General features: G+C 46.5%; 14 protein-coding genes and 1 tRNA gene. 10 read left to right on the forward strand and 5 right to left on the reverse strand.

The features are described from left to right. Positions 1-2 precede the first annotated feature (2 nt). On the forward strand, positions 3-1,076 hold the full coding sequence (gene mnmH, locus ICE90_RS05750; RefSeq protein ID WP_216191437.1) for a tRNA 2-selenouridine(34) synthase MnmH: 1,074 nt from the start codon (positions 3-5) through the stop codon (positions 1,074-1,076). Here the strand turns inward: mnmH and ICE90_RS05755 are convergent. After that, the gene (locus tag ICE90_RS05755) at positions 1,073-2,257 is read right to left on the reverse strand and encodes an acyl-CoA dehydrogenase (RefSeq protein WP_215321959.1); all 1,185 of its coding nucleotides are present in this window, start codon (positions 2,255-2,257) and stop codon (positions 1,073-1,075) included. The genes mnmH and ICE90_RS05755 overlap by 4 nt on opposite strands. 104 nt (positions 2,258-2,361) lie before the next feature. On the opposite strand from ICE90_RS05755, the gene ICE90_RS05760 reads away from it, so the two are divergent. Continuing rightward, positions 2,362-3,072 (forward strand): queuosine precursor transporter, encoded by a 711-nt coding sequence (locus tag ICE90_RS05760; RefSeq protein WP_216191438.1) that lies wholly within the window; start codon positions 2,362-2,364, stop codon positions 3,070-3,072. Between the two features lie 114 nt (positions 3,073-3,186). Beyond that, complete coding sequence (locus ICE90_RS05765) at positions 3,187-4,794, forward strand: ABC-F family ATPase (protein WP_215321963.1); 1,608 nt, start codon at positions 3,187-3,189, stop codon at positions 4,792-4,794. Between the two features lie 40 nt (positions 4,795-4,834). Here ICE90_RS05765 and ICE90_RS05770 read toward each other — a convergent pair whose 3' ends face one another. The 4 genes from ICE90_RS05770 to ICE90_RS05785 all read right to left on the reverse strand — a co-directional run bounded on the left by ICE90_RS05770 (position 4,835) and on the right by ICE90_RS05785 (position 8,410). Beyond that, entirely contained in the window at positions 4,835-5,098 is a 264-nt protein-coding gene (locus tag ICE90_RS05770) for a DUF1289 domain-containing protein (RefSeq protein ID WP_216860962.1), read from the reverse strand. After that, entirely contained in the window at positions 5,095-6,270 is a 1,176-nt protein-coding gene (locus tag ICE90_RS05775; RefSeq protein ID WP_370624654.1) for a GNAT family N-acetyltransferase, read from the reverse strand. Before ICE90_RS05775 ends, ICE90_RS05770 begins: the two co-directional genes overlap by 4 nt. Beyond that, positions 6,270-6,656, reverse strand: a complete 387-nt coding sequence (gene gloA, locus ICE90_RS05780) for a lactoylglutathione lyase (protein ID WP_216122275.1) — start codon at positions 6,654-6,656, stop codon at positions 6,270-6,272. The genes ICE90_RS05775 and gloA overlap by 1 nt, the downstream gene beginning before the upstream one ends. An 83-nt stretch (positions 6,657-6,739) precedes the next feature. Then, positions 6,740-8,410, reverse strand: coding sequence for an electron transfer flavoprotein-ubiquinone oxidoreductase (locus ICE90_RS05785; RefSeq protein WP_216191440.1), 1,671 nt, complete (start codon positions 8,408-8,410; stop codon positions 6,740-6,742). Between the two features lie 157 nt (positions 8,411-8,567). Between ICE90_RS05785 and ICE90_RS05790 the strand changes: the two genes are divergently transcribed. The 7 genes from ICE90_RS05790 (at position 8,568) to infC (ending at position 16,647) form a co-directional block, all read left to right on the forward strand. Continuing rightward, entirely contained in the window at positions 8,568-9,269 is a 702-nt protein-coding gene (locus ICE90_RS05790; RefSeq protein WP_215321971.1) for a CoA transferase subunit A, read from the forward strand. A gap of 47 nt (positions 9,270-9,316) precedes the next feature. Further along, positions 9,317-9,967 (forward strand): CoA transferase subunit B, encoded by a 651-nt coding sequence (locus tag ICE90_RS05795; protein ID WP_068321494.1) that lies wholly within the window; start codon positions 9,317-9,319, stop codon positions 9,965-9,967. Between the two features lie 35 nt (positions 9,968-10,002). Then, positions 10,003-11,877: an alpha/beta fold hydrolase gene (locus tag ICE90_RS10890; protein WP_216191441.1), complete on the forward strand. Its 1,875-nt coding sequence runs from the start codon at positions 10,003-10,005 to the stop codon at positions 11,875-11,877. 27 nt (positions 11,878-11,904) lie between these two features. Beyond that, positions 11,905-13,938 carry a bifunctional (p)ppGpp synthetase/guanosine-3',5'-bis(diphosphate) 3'-pyrophosphohydrolase gene (locus ICE90_RS05805; protein ID WP_216191442.1) on the forward strand — a complete coding sequence of 678 codons (2,034 nt, stop codon included), beginning with the start codon at positions 11,905-11,907 and terminating at the stop codon, positions 13,936-13,938. A gap of 18 nt (positions 13,939-13,956) precedes the next feature. Continuing rightward, positions 13,957-14,033, forward strand: a tRNA-Val gene (locus ICE90_RS05810). A 124-nt stretch (positions 14,034-14,157) separates the two neighbouring features. After that, entirely contained in the window at positions 14,158-16,080 is a 1,923-nt protein-coding gene (gene thrS, locus ICE90_RS05815) for a threonine--tRNA ligase (protein WP_216191443.1), read from the forward strand. Positions 16,081-16,122: 42 nt separating this feature from the next. Next, positions 16,123-16,647, forward strand: a complete 525-nt coding sequence (gene infC / locus ICE90_RS05820; RefSeq protein ID WP_215322295.1) for a translation initiation factor IF-3 — start codon at positions 16,123-16,125, stop codon at positions 16,645-16,647. The last annotated feature ends 84 nt before the right edge of the window (positions 16,648-16,731 follow it).

The raw sequence follows: 16,731 nt of genomic DNA on the forward strand, positions 1-16,731 counted from the left end.
TTGTGCAACCGATTAATCCTCATATCTTAAGGTCTGATCAATTTTTATCTGAGCTAGATCAGTTTGATCTTGTGATTGATGTCAGGTCGCCAGCTGAATTTGCCCTTGATCATATTCCGGGCGCGGTAAATTACCCCGTTCTGAATAATGAGGAGCGCGCTACCATTGGTACGCTATATAAACAGGAGTCTCCTTTTGCAGCTAAAAAATTGGGTGCAGCTTTAGTCTCTAAGAATATTGCTGCACACTTAGAAAATCATTTTCTGGAACTCCCACGTGAGTGGCGCCCATTAATTTATTGCTGGCGCGGTGGCGAACGTAGTGGGGCGTTTACCCATATCCTCAACCGCATTGGCTGGAAAGCCAAGCAGCTCGAGGGCGGGTATCAGGGTTTCAGAAGAACCGTGATTGATGGTCTTGATCACGCTGCAACACAATTTACATTCCAGGTGATCTGTGGAATGACGGGTAGCGGCAAAACAAAAGTGTTACAAGAGATCGGTGCTTTAGGTGCTCAGATTCTGGATCTAGAAGGCTTAGCCGTGCACCGTGGATCCGTATTAGGTAATGAGCCTAATATCGAGCAGCCATCCCAAAAAGGCTTTGAGACTGCACTTTGGAATGCGTTACGTTTGCTCGATCCAGCTAAGCCTGTATTTGTGGAGTCTGAAAGTAAGAAGGTTGGCGGCTTGCATGTACCTGATGCATTGATGGAAAAAATTCGTAATGGCAGCTGTATTGAGCTTCGATCTAGTGCGCAGACGCGCGTCTCTTGGTTGATTCGTGAATACCATCACTTTTTAACCGATACCGATAATTTCAAACAGAAGCTGGCTTTGCTTACTGCGCATTATGGGAAAGTACAAATCACCAAATGGAACGAAGCCATTGATGCGGGTAATTTTCCGGAGTTAGTGGAAGAGCTATTGGTAAAGCATTACGACCCATCGTATCAATCTTCGATCGTACGCAATTTTCCTCAATACAAGATTGAAAATTTTGTGCAACTGGAAAATGATAGTGACGAGGCCTTTGCCAAAGCAGCAAAGGCCATCATCAGTAAGTCGGGCTCTTAGCTAAAAGCTTGAATACCGGTTTGTGCACGACCTAGAATCAAGGCGTGAATATCGTGAGTGCCTTCATAGGTATTAACTACCTCAAGGTTCAGCATATGACGTACAACGCCGTACTCATCAGAGATACCGTTACCACCATGCATATCGCGTGCCATCCGCGCGATATCTAAAGATTTTCCGCAAGAGTTGCGTTTCATGATGGAGGTGATTTCTGGGGCTGCAATACCCTCGTCTTTCATGCGACCTAAGCGTAAGCAACCTTGGAGGCCCAAAGTAATTTCGGTTTGCATATCCGCCAATTTTTTCTGAATCAATTGATTGGCGGCTAGTGGCTTGCCAAACTGTTTGCGGTCCATGGTGTACTGGCGAGCAGCGTACCAGCACCATTCAGCGGCGCCTAGTGCACCCCAAGCAATGCCGTAACGAGCTGAGTTTAAGCAAGTGAAGGGACCCTTCAGGCCTTCAACTTCAGGGAATTCATTTTCTGCTGGTACGAATACTTCATCCATTACGATTTCACCAGTGATGGAGGCGCGCAAACCCATTTTGCCACTGATTTTTGGAGCGCTTAAGCCCTTCATGCCTTTTTCTAGGATGTAACCGCGAATGATACCTTCATCATTTTTCGCCCACACTACAAACACATCAGCAATTGGAGAGTTGGAGATCCACATCTTCGAACCCGTTAATGAAAATCCGCCAGGCACTTTCTTAGCACGAGTAATCATTCCGCCTGCATCAGAGCCATAGTTAGGCTCTGTTAAACCAAAGCAACCAATCCATTCGCCGCTCGCTAATTTAGGGAGGTACTTTTGTTTTTGCGCTTCGCTACCAAATTCATTAATAGGAACCATGACTAAAGAGGACTGAACGCTCATCATGGAGCGATAGCCAGAATCCACGCGTTCAATTTCGCGCGCAATTAATCCGTAAGAGACATAGTTCAAGTTGGCTCCACCGTACTGCTCAGGAATCGTGATGCCTAAGAGGCCAAGCTCGCCCATTTCGCGGAAGATGACTGGGTCAGTTGTTTCGTTACGGTAAGCGTCGTGAATGCGCGGCATTAGGCGCCCTTGAGCGTATTCAGCAGCTGCATCACGAATCATGCGCTCTTCTTCCGTTAGCTGGGTATCGAGAAGAAGGGGGTCCGCCCAGTTAAAGCTAGCCTTACTTTTACTCATTGCTTTGCCATCCTATATTTCATTTTGTCTTGATTTCTCGCTGCTTCCTGCGAATTTTCAGGAATACAGATATTCTTGTTTCTATTATCCATTTTTCTGGGCTTATGGACTCTCCAAAACCTCGCCATCGCTATTACGACCTGATTTTGGCTGCCTTTGTGGTGGTCTTGCTGTGCTCAAACTTTATTGGTGCCGGTAAAGCAGCCGTGGTTGATTTGCCTTACTTTGGGGCGGTGCCTTTTGGTGCTGGCATTTTGTTCTTCCCCATTTCCTATTTCTTCGGCGATATTTTGACGGAGGTCTATGGCTACGCCTACGATCGTAGAGCGGTTTGGACTGGATTTGCAGCGCTTGCATTTGCGGCAATCATGGCTCAGATAGTGATTGCCCTTCCAGCGGCGCCTGGAGCCTATATGAGCAATTACCAACAGGGATTAGAGGCCGTCTTTGGAAACTCTTGGCGTATCGCCTTAGCTTCCATGTTCTCGTTTTGGTGCGGCAGTCTAACAAATAGCTATGTTCTGGCGAAGATGAAAATCATGACCCAAGGGCGTTTTCTCTGGATGCGTACTATTGGCTCGACAGCTGTAGGGGAGTTGGTTGACTCTTCTCTCTTCTATATGTTGGCGTTCTATGGCATCTGGCCTACCCATGAAGTCATTCAGGTAGCGTTGGCCCAGTACGTGCTAAAGACTGCCTGGGAGGTTCTAGCAACTCCTATGACCTATTGGGTTGTGAACTTCCTTAAGCGTAAGGAAAATGAGGATTTTTACGATATTCATACGAATTTCACCCCATTTAGGGTCAAAGTCTAAGCAAGACCATAGGCTTCCCGCCTACAAAGACCTCTAAGCCGTTAAAATAACGGTCTTTGCCCCCAAATTCGGGGGTAACTATCCAATTGAATTTCAGAAAGCTAGAAAACATCCGTGCTGTCAGCATCTAATATCACTATGCAGTTTGGGGCAAAGCCTCTATTTGAAAACATTTCCGTGAAGTTTGGCGGCGGCAATCGTTATGGTCTGATTGGCGCAAACGGTTGCGGTAAATCCACCTTCATGAAAATTTTAGGTGGCGAGCTTGAGCCAACTAGCGGCAATGTGAGCTTGGATCCTGGCATTCGTTTAGGTAAGTTGCGTCAAGATCAATTTGCCTATGAAGATGTGCGCGTACTCGATGTTGTGATGATGGGTCACGAAGAGATGTGGAAGGCCGCTGCTGAACGTGATGCGATCTACGCTAACCCAGATGCGACTGATGAAGATTACATGAAGGCTGCTGAGCTTGAGGGTAAGTATGCTGAATACGGTGGCTATACCGCGGAAGCAAAAGCCGGTGAGTTGTTGCTAGGTATTGGCATTCCTATTGACCAACACAATGGTCCGATGAGCAGCGTTGCTCCAGGTTGGAAGCTGCGTGTATTGCTAGCGCAAGCATTGTTCTCCGATCCAGATGTATTGCTGCTCGATGAGCCAACGAATAACTTGGATATTCACTCCATTCATTGGCTTGAAGACATCCTCAATCAAATTAAGAGCACCATCGTCATCATCTCCCATGACCGTCACTTCCTCAATGAAGTCTGTACGCATATGGCCGATATGGACTATGGCACTTTAAAAGTCTACCCAGGTAATTACGACTCTTACATGCTGGCTTCTGTACAGGCAAGAACACAGCAGCTCAGTAATAACGTAAAAGCTAAAGAGAAAATTGCTGAATTAGCAGCTTTCGTGGCTCGCTTTTCTGCAAACGCATCTAAAGCTCGTCAAGCGACGTCACGTCAGAGGCAGCTGGAGAAGATTGAAATTGTTGAAGTAAAACCTTCATCACGTCAGAACCCATTTATTCGTTTTGATACTGAGAAAAAATTACACAATATGGCGGTTGAGTGCAACGCACTTACTAAAGCTTATGACCGCGTTATCTTCAAAAATTTCAAATTAGGTGTTCGTGCCGGTGAAAAGATTGCAATCATCGGTCAAAACGGCGCCGGTAAGACAACACTTCTCAAAACGATCTTGAGTAAGCGCTTTGAAGGTATTGCTGCTGATAGCGGTGATGTGAAGTGGGCTGAGAACGCTAACGTTGGTGTGATGCCTCAAGACAATACCGAGATGTTCGCAAAAGACGAATTGCTCATGGACTGGATGAATTGGTGGCGCAATACTGGTGACGATGACCAAGTGATTCGTGGCACATTAGGTCGTTTATTGTTCTCTGGTGATGATATTGGCAAGTCTGTCAAAGTTCTATCTGGTGGTGAAAAGGGTCGTATGATTTGGGGCAAGCTCATGCTCCAAAAATATAACGTCCTGGCAATGGATGAGCCAACCAACCACATGGATATGGAATCCATTGAGAGTTTACAAATTGCTCTTGAGAAATACGATGGCACTTTAATTTTCGTATCCCATGACCGCGAGTTTGTTTCCGCATTGGCTAATCGCATCTTAGAAGTAAAGATGGATGGTACGGTGGTGGATTACTCTGGAACTTATGAGGAATATTTGCGTAGCCAGGAATTAGCCGGCTGATAAAGCTAAAACAATAAGTTATTTATAAAAAATAAGCCCGTTAACTGGGCTTATTTTCTTTGGCTTGTCGTTGAAAGCGCGTCGCGGTACCTTCTGCTCGAATACGTTTCCACACTGATTCTTTTTCTTCTTGAGAAAAGAATACCCAATTACTTACTTCACCTAAGGTGCGACCACAACCTTGGCAGATTTCATCGTACAGTGTCGTGCAAACACCAATGCAAGGCGAGTCAGAGTCTGCATCCCCAGTGGATAGGGAATGGGAGCCATCTTGCACAATAGATTTGGTGTCTTCAGGATTCATGGCTGTACTTTAGACGATTTCAAAGGACTGTGCTCGGCCAGCTCATCCACATAAGCTCCGATCCCTTGGTGTTCACGATCTAGGAAGTGTTGCACAGCTTTGGCAAACTGAGGATCCGCAATGAAATGGGCGGATTGAATGGTAGTTGGCAAGAAGCCGCGCGCCATCTTGTGTTCGCCTTGTGCGCCACCTTCAAAGGTATGAATCTCATTGGAGATGCAATATTCAATCGCCTGGTAGTAAGCAGTTTCAAAGTGCAAGCAGGGCACATGCTCAATAGCACCCCAATACCTACCATAAGCCTTAGAGCTTATGGGGTCAACAATCAGTAAGGACGCAGCGATTGGATAGCCGTTACTTTCTGCAATGATAAGGTGTAAGTTTTCAGGCATGCGCTGCGCACATAACCTCAAGAATGCCTCATTAAGATAGGGGCTAGATCCATGCTCCAAGTAAGTGTTTGCGTAACAGCGATAAAAGAATTCCCAATCAGCATCGGTTGAAGATATTCCTGGAACATGTCTAAAAGTAATCTGCTCTCGTGCTATCTGTTCTCGTTCGCGTCGAATATTCTTGCGGCGCTTCATGGTGAGGACCGCTAAAAATTGTTCGAAATTCTCAAAGCCTTGGTTATGCCAATGAAATTGCACCGAGTCTCGCAACATGAAGCCGTGGTCTTTTAGACCCTTTGCTTCTATTGCATCGGGAAATAAAACATGTGCTGAAGATAGATTATTTTGTAGAACTAAAGTCTTCAATCCTGCAATTAATTGTCGCCGTACTAAATCAGCATCTACATTGCTGGCGCTCAAAATCCTTGAGCCTTGAACTGGTGTAAACGGAATGGCGCAAAGCGCTTTCGGAAAATACTGCATACCTTGTTGCCCATAGGCCTGCGCCCAAGACCAGTCAAAAACAAATTCTCCGTAGGAGTGTTGCTTCAAATATAGGGGCATTGCACCAATCAGTTTTTGATCATCCCTTAAAACGAGGTGAGCCACTTGCCACCCAGTATTGCCTCCAACACAGCCAGTTTCCTCTAGCGCGCTGAGAAACTCATGGCAAAGAAAGGGCCCTGCATCAGCAGGAAGTAGAGCATTCCACTCCCCAGGGGGGATATCACTGAGGCTATCTACTATTTCTAATCGAAATGAATCGGGCTCTGCCACGATTAACGCTGAATGAGCTCTATTTTGTAACCATCGGGATCGGTAACGAATGCAATGATGGTGTCACCTCCAGCTACAGGACCAGCCTCACGGGTCACATTGCCACCGACCGCCTTGATGGCGGCACAAGCAGCATAGGCATCCGGAACCTCAATAGCAATATGTCCATAGGCCGTGCCTAGGTCATAGGATTGAACGCCATGGTTGTAAGTCAGTTCAATCTCCGACTGGCCATCACCATTCCCTTTACCGAAACCCACAAAAGCCAGTGAATATTTTTGTTCAGGACGTTCAGTCGTGCGCAGTAAATTCATGCCCAAAACTTTGGTGTAGAAATCAATAGAGCGATTCAAGTCGCCGACGCGAAGCATAGTGTGTAGGATCATCATGGGGTAAATATAACGCTATTTATTTATTCGTGTTGAGGTGAAAAACCCCGGTATGGAGCCGGGGTTTCTTGTACCACATTGCTTTACATGGATGCGTAGTTCGGTCCGCCGCCACCTTCAGGCGTAACCCAGACGATATTTTGAGTGGGATCTTTAATGTCGCAAGTTTTGCAATGCACGCAGTTTTGCGAATTTATTTGCAAGCGCGTCTTACCATCGGTTTCTACAAACTCATATACGCCAGCAGGGCAGTAGCGTTGCTCAGGGCCCGCATAGGTTTTGAGATTGATATCTACTGGTACAGAATCATTTTTTAGGGTTAAGTGAATCGGTTGATTCTCAGCGTGATTGGTATTAGAGATAAACACAGAAGATAGGCGATCAAAAGTAATCTTGCCATCTGGCTTAGGGTAGTCAATCGGCTTGTGTTGCGCTGCAGGCTCCAAACATTCATGGTCTGCATGTTTTAAATGCACGGTCCATGGCATGTTACCACCCAAAAGCTTTTGCTCTAATCCCACCATCAGCGTGCCAACATAAAGTCCTTTTGACATCCATGGCTTGAAGTTGCGCGCTTGATTGAGTTCGGTATGCAGCCAACTATTTTGGAATGCAGTTGGGTACGCAGACAAAACATCCTCAGAGCGGTTCTCATTGATAGCAGCAACTGCTGCTTCAGCAGCAAGCATGCCAGTCTTAATTGCTGCATGACTTCCCTTGATGCGAGATGCATTGAGGAAGCCAGCATCACAACCAATGAGAGCACCACCAGGAAATACAGTCTTAGGAAGGCTATTTAAACCACCAGCAGTCAGTGCGCGTGCGCCATAAGAAATGCGTTTACCGCCTTCAAAAGTTTCACGAATCTTTGGATGTAATTTATAGCGTTGGAATTCTTCAAATGGCGAGAGGTAGGGGTTCTTATAAGACAGGCCAACTACCAGGCCAACAGCAACCTTGTTATCGGCTAAGTGATAGAGAAATGAGCCACCATAGGTATCGCTCTCTAAAGGCCAGCCTGCGGTGTGCACTACTAGTCCAGGCTTGCTCTTAGAAGACTCAACCTCCCATAGCTCTTTAATGCCGATGCCATAGCTTTGTGGATCAGCATCTTTATCTAGCGCAAACTTAGCAATCAGTTGCTTACCAAGATGACCGCGCGCGCCTTCAGCAAAGAGAGTGTACTTGCCACGTAATTCCATACCAAGTTGGAATTGATCCGTTGGATTGCCTTCTTTGTCTAAACCCATTGATCCGGTGATGACGCCATGGACTGAGCCTTGCTCGTTGTAGAGAATTTCTGCTGCTGGAAAGCCGGGGAAAATTTCAACACCAAGATTCTCGGCTTGTTGCCCTAGCCAACGAGTGACGTTTGCAAGGCTGACAATATAGTTGCCTTCATTCTTAAAGCAGTGCGGCAACATCCAGTTTGGAACTTGGTATGAGTTATCGCTGGTTAAGAATAGAAATTGATCTTGCGTGACGGGTGTATCGAGCGGTGCTCCGAGCTCTTTCCAGTCGGGGAATAATTCAGTCAGTGCCCTGGGGTCCATGACGGCGCCAGAAAGAATGTGAGCTCCAATTTCAGAACCCTTCTCTAGGACGCAAACGCTAATTTCTTTTCCGGAGGCGCCGGCCAATTGCTTGGCTTTAATAGCGGCCGACAAACCTGCAGGACCACCCCCAACAATGACTAAGTCATAGTCCATGGAATCTCTGGGGCCAAATTGCTCAACCAGCTCTGCAGCATTCATACAATTTCTCCGAAATTTCTCAAAATAGGGCATTTAAGCCCTAATAGTTTAGTTCTAACTGTCAAAAACCACCTTGGTGCCAAGACGGCCTCAATCACTGGGTCTGAAGCGTTATGATTGCTTTTTTACCCATTTTGGCAATATTAGGACAAAAGTAATGAATAAAACTTACCCATCGGCAGTAGATGCCTTGCGGGATATCTTAAAAGACGGACAAAAACTGGCCGTTGGTGGCTTTGGTCTTTGTGGCATTCCAGAAGCTTTGATCCAAGCGGTTAAGGATCTGGGCGCTCAGAACCTCACTGCAATTGCTAACAATGCTGGTGTAGATGGTTTTGGCTTAGGTTTATTGCTCAATTCACGCCAAGTGAAAAAAATGGTTGCCTCATATGTGGGTGAGAACAAAGAATTTGAACGTCAATATTTAGCTGGTGAATTGGAGTTGGAATTTACACCTCAAGGAACTTTGGCTGAAAAATTGCGTGCTGGTGGTTGTGGTATTCCGGCTTTTTATACTAAAACTGGCGTTGGTACTTTGGTTGCCGAAGGTAAAGAAGAAAAAGAATTCGATGGCGAGAAGTACATCATGGAGCGTTCAATCGTTTCAGATATCTCTTTAGTAAAAGCATGGAAGGCAGATAAGTCCGGCAACTTAGTCTATCGCTACACTGCGCGTAACTTCAATCCAGTCGTTGCTATGGCTGGCAAGATTACCGTTGCGGAAGTTGAGGAGATTGTTGAGAACGGCAAACTCCATCCCGATGAGATTCATACGCCTGGTATCTATGTTCACCGTTTGGTGCTACATAAAACACCAGAAAAGCGCATTGAGCAGCGCACCATGACTGCAAAAGCTTAATTCCCAGCACAGTAAAGCAATAGAACAAAATACTTAGGAAGATCGAAATGCCTTGGACTAGAGATGAAATGGCAGCACGCGCTGCTAAAGAATTAAAAGACGGTTACTACGTGAACTTGGGCATTGGTATGCCTACTTTGGTGGCAAACCATGTACCTAAAGATATGGAAGTATGGCTTCAGTCTGAAAATGGTTTGTTGGGTATCGGACCGTTTCCAACAGAAGAAACCATTGACGCCGACCTAATCAATGCTGGTAAGCAAACCATTACGACTTTGCCTGGCTCATCGATCTTTTCTTCCGCTGATTCATTCGGAATGATTCGTGGTGGAAAAATTAATATCGCGATCTTAGGTGCAATGCAGGTGAGCGAACATGGTGACTTGGCTAACTGGATGATTCCAGGAAAAATGGTCAAGGGCATGGGCGGTGCAATGGATTTGGTTGCCGGCGTAAAGCATGTGGTGGTATTGATGGAGCACGTTGCCAAGAAAAAAGATGGCACAGAAGAGCTCAAAATTTTGCCGAAGTGCACATTGCCCTTGACAGGTGTGGGCGTTATTAGCCAGATCATTACTGATCTTTGTGTGCTGGACATCACTCCCAAGGGTTTGAAGTTAACTGAATTAGCTCCAGGCGTGACCAAAGAAGAGGTTATTGCTAAAACAGGAGCCCCTGTTGATACAACAGGTTTCTAATCAGCGACATCAATTAATGGAATAATGGGTTCACCATGTCGGGTTCCCATCATTTCCATTCGAAGCCAGCTAAACCCCAGAATCAATCTGGGGCAGATCCTTCCCTGCATGCCCATAAGAAGGGAGATGCACGGCATACCCATAGTAAGCAAGCCTCCAATCAAAACCTATTGTTAATTGCCTTAGTGCTGACTTTAGGCTTTTCAGGGGTTGAGGGCGCCGCTGCTTATTTCGCTAATTCATTGGCGTTGATTTCTGATGCGGGTCACATGGTGACTGATGCTGCCGCTTTGGGTTTGGCGCTACTTGCGCAGATTATTTCTCGTCGCCCACCATCTCCGAAGCATTCATTTGGTTTTGGGCGTGCTGAAGCTCTAGCGGCGTTTGTTAATAGTATTGCGATGCTAGCATTGGTTTTATGGATCGTCATCGAGGCGGTCAGTCGTTTTGCAAATCCCCATAAAGTAGATGGCTTGACTGTCACGGTTGTGGCCGCAATCGGCCTTCTCATGAACATCGTCGTGGCATGGGTTTTGTCCCGCGATAAGCAAAGCGTGAATACCCGTGCGGCACTGGTCCATGTCATGGGTGATCTATTAGGTTCAGTTGCAGCATTGATTGCCGGCGTCGTGATTCAGCTTACCGGCTGGATGCCGATCGATGCCATTCTCTCCATTCTGGTATCGCTGCTCATTCTGAAGTCCACTAGCTCGATTCTGCATGAGTCTTATCACTTCCTGATGGAGGGTGTACCTCTTCATATTGACTACTTACAAGTTGGTGCTGATTTAAAAAATATTCCAGGGGTACTCGCGGTGCATGATCTGCATGTGTGGGAGATGACCCCTAGCTTCCCAGCTTTGATTGGCCATATTGAAATCGCTGAGATACAGAAGTGGCCAGAAATTATGACCAGAATCAATACGATGCTCTTGAATAAGCACGGCATTGATCATGTGACCTTGCAGCCCGAAGAGGTTGGTGATGACCACGATCATCAGCATGATCATGCAGACCATGAAATTCATAATGAAGCTCAAGCAGCAAATGTATTTCATGATGGAGATACTTTCTTTGTGGAATGCTCAAGCGGTGATGAAAAACACCGCATGGCTTATCACGCTTGGGGGAATCCTGGAAATAAAGTATTGCTTTGTGTTCACGGCCTAACAAGAAGGGGCAGCGACTTTAAGACTCTTGCACAGGCAATGTGCAAAGACCATTACGTAGTTTGTCCGGATGTAGTTGGTAGGGGTGAGTCTGATCGCTTAATTAATCCAATGTCGTATGCCGTGCCACAGTACGTTGCTGATATTGCTACGCTGGTAAAGAAGTTAGGTGTTACACAAGTAGATTGGCTGGGAACTTCCATGGGTGGCTTGATTGGCATGGTGTATGCCGCAATGCCAAACTCACCCATACGGAGAATGATCATCAATGATGTGGGTCCCAAGATTGAGCCAGAGGCAATTAAACGCCTAGGCTCATACGTTGGTCAGCCATTTACTTTTTCAGATCGTTCTGAAGCGCTTCAACGCTTAAATGAAATTTGCGCCACTTTTGGCGAGCATACTTCAGAAGAGTGGGAAATTTATAACGGCCCCATGTTAGTTCAGAAGAATGGTAAGTGGATCATGCACTACGACCCAGATATCTCAGTGCCGTTTGCATCAGTAAACCCCATCATGGCTAAAGCAGGTGAGATGGCGATGTGGCATGCCTTTAAGCAAATTCATATTCCGATGTTGATCGTGCGAGGCGGTAACTCTGACTTGCTTTCCGCTGCTACTGTTGCCCAGATGTGTAAAGTCAATCCTTATGCGCGCAGTATTGAAATTCCCAATGTGGGACATGCACCCGCGTTCGTGAAATCTGAGCAGATTGCTTTGGCAAAAGAATTCTTCAGTTAATTCGTTCTTAATTACCCCTTATTGCCAATGGCAAATGTCTCCAGCAATTCGACAAAAGAGTCAATATTCGTAGATGCCTGGTATGGTGAGCCAGCCCAATTGCATGCGGCCGGCGTATTACAAGTATTGCAGTCTCTTAATCTGGATGAGGCGACATTAACTGCTGCCAGCAATATTGCTCGCACCCATGGCAAAGAAGCACTCATAAAACTTATTGGCGAAGAGCCTGCAAAACTACTCATTGGATATCGCGGCTTACGACAAGCCCAAGCAAAGTTAGTCCGTGATGATGGTGACTTAAGTGTTACTGGCCAAGAAGAAATGTTGCGCAAAATGCTTTTGGCATTTGGCGATGATTTGCGGGTAGTTCTGATTTATCTCGCCTCCCGCCTGCAGACTTTACGCTGGATTACGCAAGAGAAGATTGAGATGCCTGCAGCCTGGGCTCAAGAGATTCTGAGTATCGATGCCTCATTAGCTAATCGATTGGGTATTTGGCAAATGAAGTGGGAGATGGAGGACTTAGCATTTAGAGCGCTCTCACCGCAGACTTATCGAGATATTGCCAAGATGCTGGATGCTAAACGCATTGAGCGCCAATCATTCATCGACCAAATCGTCTTGCAACTACAGCAAGAATTAAAGTCTGCGCAGATTGAGGGCGAAGTGCTTGGAAGACCAAAACATATTTACAGCATCTGGAAAAAGATGGAAGGCAAATCATTAGACTTCGCCAATCTTTATGACGTCAGAGCATTTCGGGTATTGGTCGCTGATGTCAAATCTTGTTACGCTGTATTAGGCATCGTACATAACGTCTGGCAGCCGGTGCCTAGAGAATTTGATGATTACATTGCGCGACCTAAGCCTAACGGGTATCAATCCCTGCATACGGTAGTCATGAATGATGATGGCACCGCATTTGAGATTCAGGTGCGCACACAAGAAATGCATCAGCAGGCTGAATATGGTTTAGCTGCGCATTGGCGCTACAAGGAGGGTGCTTATGCGGGTATGGCTACGCCCCCAAATTCTGCCAAAACAAATAAGCCAAGCGTTACTCACCAGCAAGGAACACATAGCGCAGAGGTTGCTTATGAAAGGCAAATCGCTTGGGCTCGCCAGCTTATCTCTTGGAAAGAGGACGCTTGGGAGCAGCTTAAGCACCATGAGATTGACGACCATATTTATGTTCTTACGCCTTTAGGGAAAGTGATTTCTTTGGAGAAGGGCTCAACGCCAATTGATTTTGCTTATGCGGTTCACACTAATCTTGGTCATCGTTGCCGGGGTGCACGAGTAGATGGCGCAATGGTGCCGCTCGAGACGGCATTGAAGAATGGACAAACCATTGAAATCATTGCCGTCAAACACGGTGGCCCATCACGCGATTGGATTAGCCCTGATAAGCACTATGTACGATCACAAAGAGCACGTCAACGAGTTCGCGCTTGGTTTAATGCACTTGATGATGAAGAGGCTGGGCAATCTGGAAAAGCTGTAGAGGGTAAAGCTGAGGTTATCTCTGAATTAAAGACCTCATCCACAACACCTGAAATCGTTTTGCGCAACAGCACTCATAAAGCAGGGCAAGGTGGCGATGTTTTGGTCGTTGGCGTGGATTCATTGCTCACACAGTTGGCGCGCTGCTGCCGACCCGTTCCACCGGACGCTATTGCGGGATTTGTGACCCAAGGTAGAGGTGTTTCGATTCACCGTCGCTCATGCAAAACCTTTAGAGGTTTGCTGGAGAGAGCGCCTGAGCGCGTCATTCAAACAGCTTGGACTGCTTCTGCTGCAGATCCTGTGGTCAATCAAGAGCAAAAACGCGTCTTTCCAGCTGATTTGGTGGTGACTGGCTTAGATCGCCCGGAGTTAATGCGGGAGCTCTTTGAAATTCTGACTAGACAGGGCGTGCATGTGATCGATTTGCGTAAATCAGCCAAAAAAGGTCTTGCCCGGATCCTTTTAACGCTTGAGGTGAGGGATTCTGAAGTGTTGCGAGTCGTGCAAAACTGCCTAGAAGAGGTCAAAGGGGTCACCCAAGTGCGCCGCCGGTGATAAACTCTATGGCTGTATAGGCTCGTAGCTCAGCTGGTTAGAGCACCACCTTGACATGGTGGGGGTCGTTGGTTCGAGTCCAATCGAGCCTACCAACGAATAAGACCCAAAAGAAGTGCTAATCATGGCTTCAAAGAGGCGCGGATGCCCCAAAGCTACCGCGCTTTCTTTTTGGGAAAGATGTCAGTAATGAAGTTCAGTAAATAAGATGGGGTCATCATGCTTGTAGTTACTCTACCCGATGGATCAAAACGTGAGTTTGAGGCACCAGTTCGCGTAGCGGATGTTGCTCAAAGCATCGGTAGTGGTCTTGCAAAAGCTGCTTTAGGTGGCATCGTAGATGGCAAGATGGTTGATACCAGTTTTGTGATTGATAAAGATAGTCAATTAGCCATCATCACAGACAAAAGTCCTGAGGCGCTTGAGATTGTGCGCCACTCCACAGCACACTTATTAGCTTACGCTGTAAAAGAATTATTTCCAGAAGCACAAGTCACAATTGGTCCGGTAATCGAGAATGGTTTTTACTATGACTTCTCTTATCACCGCCCATTTACTCCGGATGACTTAGTTGCTCTCGAAAAGAAAATGACTGAGCTCGCTAAAAAAGATGAGCCAGTTGTTCGTACCGTAATGCCGCGCGATGACGCTATCGATTTTTTTAAGAAGCAAGGCGAAAACTACAAAGCAGAATTGATTGCCAGTATTCCGCAGGGCGAAGATGTTTCTTTGTATGCCGAAGGTAAGTTCACAGACTTATGCCGCGGGCCTCATGTCCCATCCACTGGAAAGTTGAAGGTCTTTAAGCTCCAAAGCGTTGCGGGCGCTTACTGGCGTGGCGATAGCAAGAATGAGATGCTGCAGCGTATTTACGGCACCGCATGGTTACGCAAAGAAGACCAAGATGCTTACTTGCTCATGCTTGAAGAGTCTGAAAAGCGTGATCACAGACGTCTCGGTAAATTACTTGATCTCTTTCACTTTCAATCTGAGGCGCCAGGGTTAATTTTCTGGCATCCAAAAGGTTGGTCCATCTGGCAAGAAGTTGAGCAATACATGCGTCGCGTGTATCAGCAAGAAGGCTATCAAGAGGTAAAAGCTCCACAGATTTTGGATCGTGGTCTTTGGGAAAAATCAGGCCACTGGGAAAACTATAAAGAAAATATGTTCACGACGGAGTCGGAGAATCGTGCTTATGCATTAAAGCCGATGAACTGTCCTGGTCACGTACAAATTTATAACTCTGGCTTGCATAGCTATCGTGAGTTGCCATTACGTTTTGGTGAGTTTGGTCAATGTCATCGTAACGAACCATCAGGTGCATTGCATGGTTTGATGCGTGTGCGCGGCTTTACTCAAGACGACGGTCATATTTTCTGTACTGAAGATCAAATTCAATCAGAGGTAGCTGCTTTTGATAAAGCAGTGCGCGCTGTGTATCAAGATTTTGGTTTTACCGAGGTGGCTGTAAAGCTAGCCTTACGTCCTGCTAAGCGTGTAGGCGATGATGCTATTTGGGATAAGGCAGAAGAGGCTCTCCGTGGTGCCCTCAAGGCCTCAGGCCAGGAATGGGAAGAATTGCCAGGCGAGGGTGCTTTTTATGGTCCTAAGATTGAATATCACCTTAAGGACTCGATTGGCCGGACTTGGCAGTGCGGCACGATTCAGGTTGATTTCTCGATGCCAGCCCGTTTGGGTGCTGAATATGTGGCTGAAGACAATAGTCGCAAGACCCCAGTCATGTTACATAGGGCAATTGTGGGCTCTTTAGAGCGTTTTATTGGCATTTTGATCGAAAACCACGCTGGAAACATGCCTGTTTGGCTAGCTCCAACCCAGGCTGTAGTCCTCAATATCTCCGGAAATTCTGCTGCATATGCACAACAAGTTCAGCAATTGCTGAAAAAACAAGGGTTTAGAGTGGAATCAGATTTGCGGAACGAGAAAATTACGTATAAAATACGCGAGCACGCATTACAGAAGATCCCGTTTTTGCTAGTTGTAGGGGATAAAGAATCTGAAAGTAATACGGTGGCCGTTCGTGCCCGTGGCGGAGTAGATTTAGGTGTAATGCCTCTTGATGCCTTCGTTGCCCGACTCCAGCAGGATATATCCCAGAAGGTCGGACCCGAGCCTAGCTAGGGTTAGAACGGTTTTTATTGTTTTTTTAAAGGAATTAAGAAGATCGCTACTGAAAAATTGCAGCGCATTAACCGGGAAATTACTGCCCCTGAAGTGCGTTTGATTGGAATTGATGGAGAGCCCATCGGTGTAGTTAAGTTGAGTGAAGCCCTGGCTTTGGCGGAAGAGAAAGAGACCGATTTGGTTGAAATTGCTCCGACGGCTGTGCCACCTGTAGTCCGCATCATGGACTTCGGCAAATTCAAATACCAAGAAGCCAAGCGGATGCATGAAGCTAAGCTGAAACAAAAAGTAATTCAGGTAAAGGAAGTGAAGTTTCGCCCTGGTACTGATGATGGTGACTACGGTGTGAAGCTACGCAATCTAATCCGCTTTTTGGAAGATGGCGATAAGACAAAGATTACGCTGCGGTTTCGGGGTCGTGAAATGGCCCATCAAGAAATCGGAGTTAGGGTGTTGGAACGTTTGAAGTTGGATCTCGTGGAATACGGCCAAGTCGAACAGTTTCCAAAGATGGAAGGCCGCCAGATGGTGATGGTATTGGCCCCTATCCGTAAGGCTAAGTAACTAGGTTCTACCTAGTTCTTATGAAGTGAGGCGCTGAAAGGTGCTGGTAGTTTGAAGTGCTTCTGGGTACAGGAAGAGTAACCG

Source organism: Polynucleobacter sp. AP-RePozz3-80-G7 (assembly GCF_018882145.1).
Classification (GTDB): domain Bacteria; phylum Pseudomonadota; class Gammaproteobacteria; order Burkholderiales; family Burkholderiaceae; genus Polynucleobacter.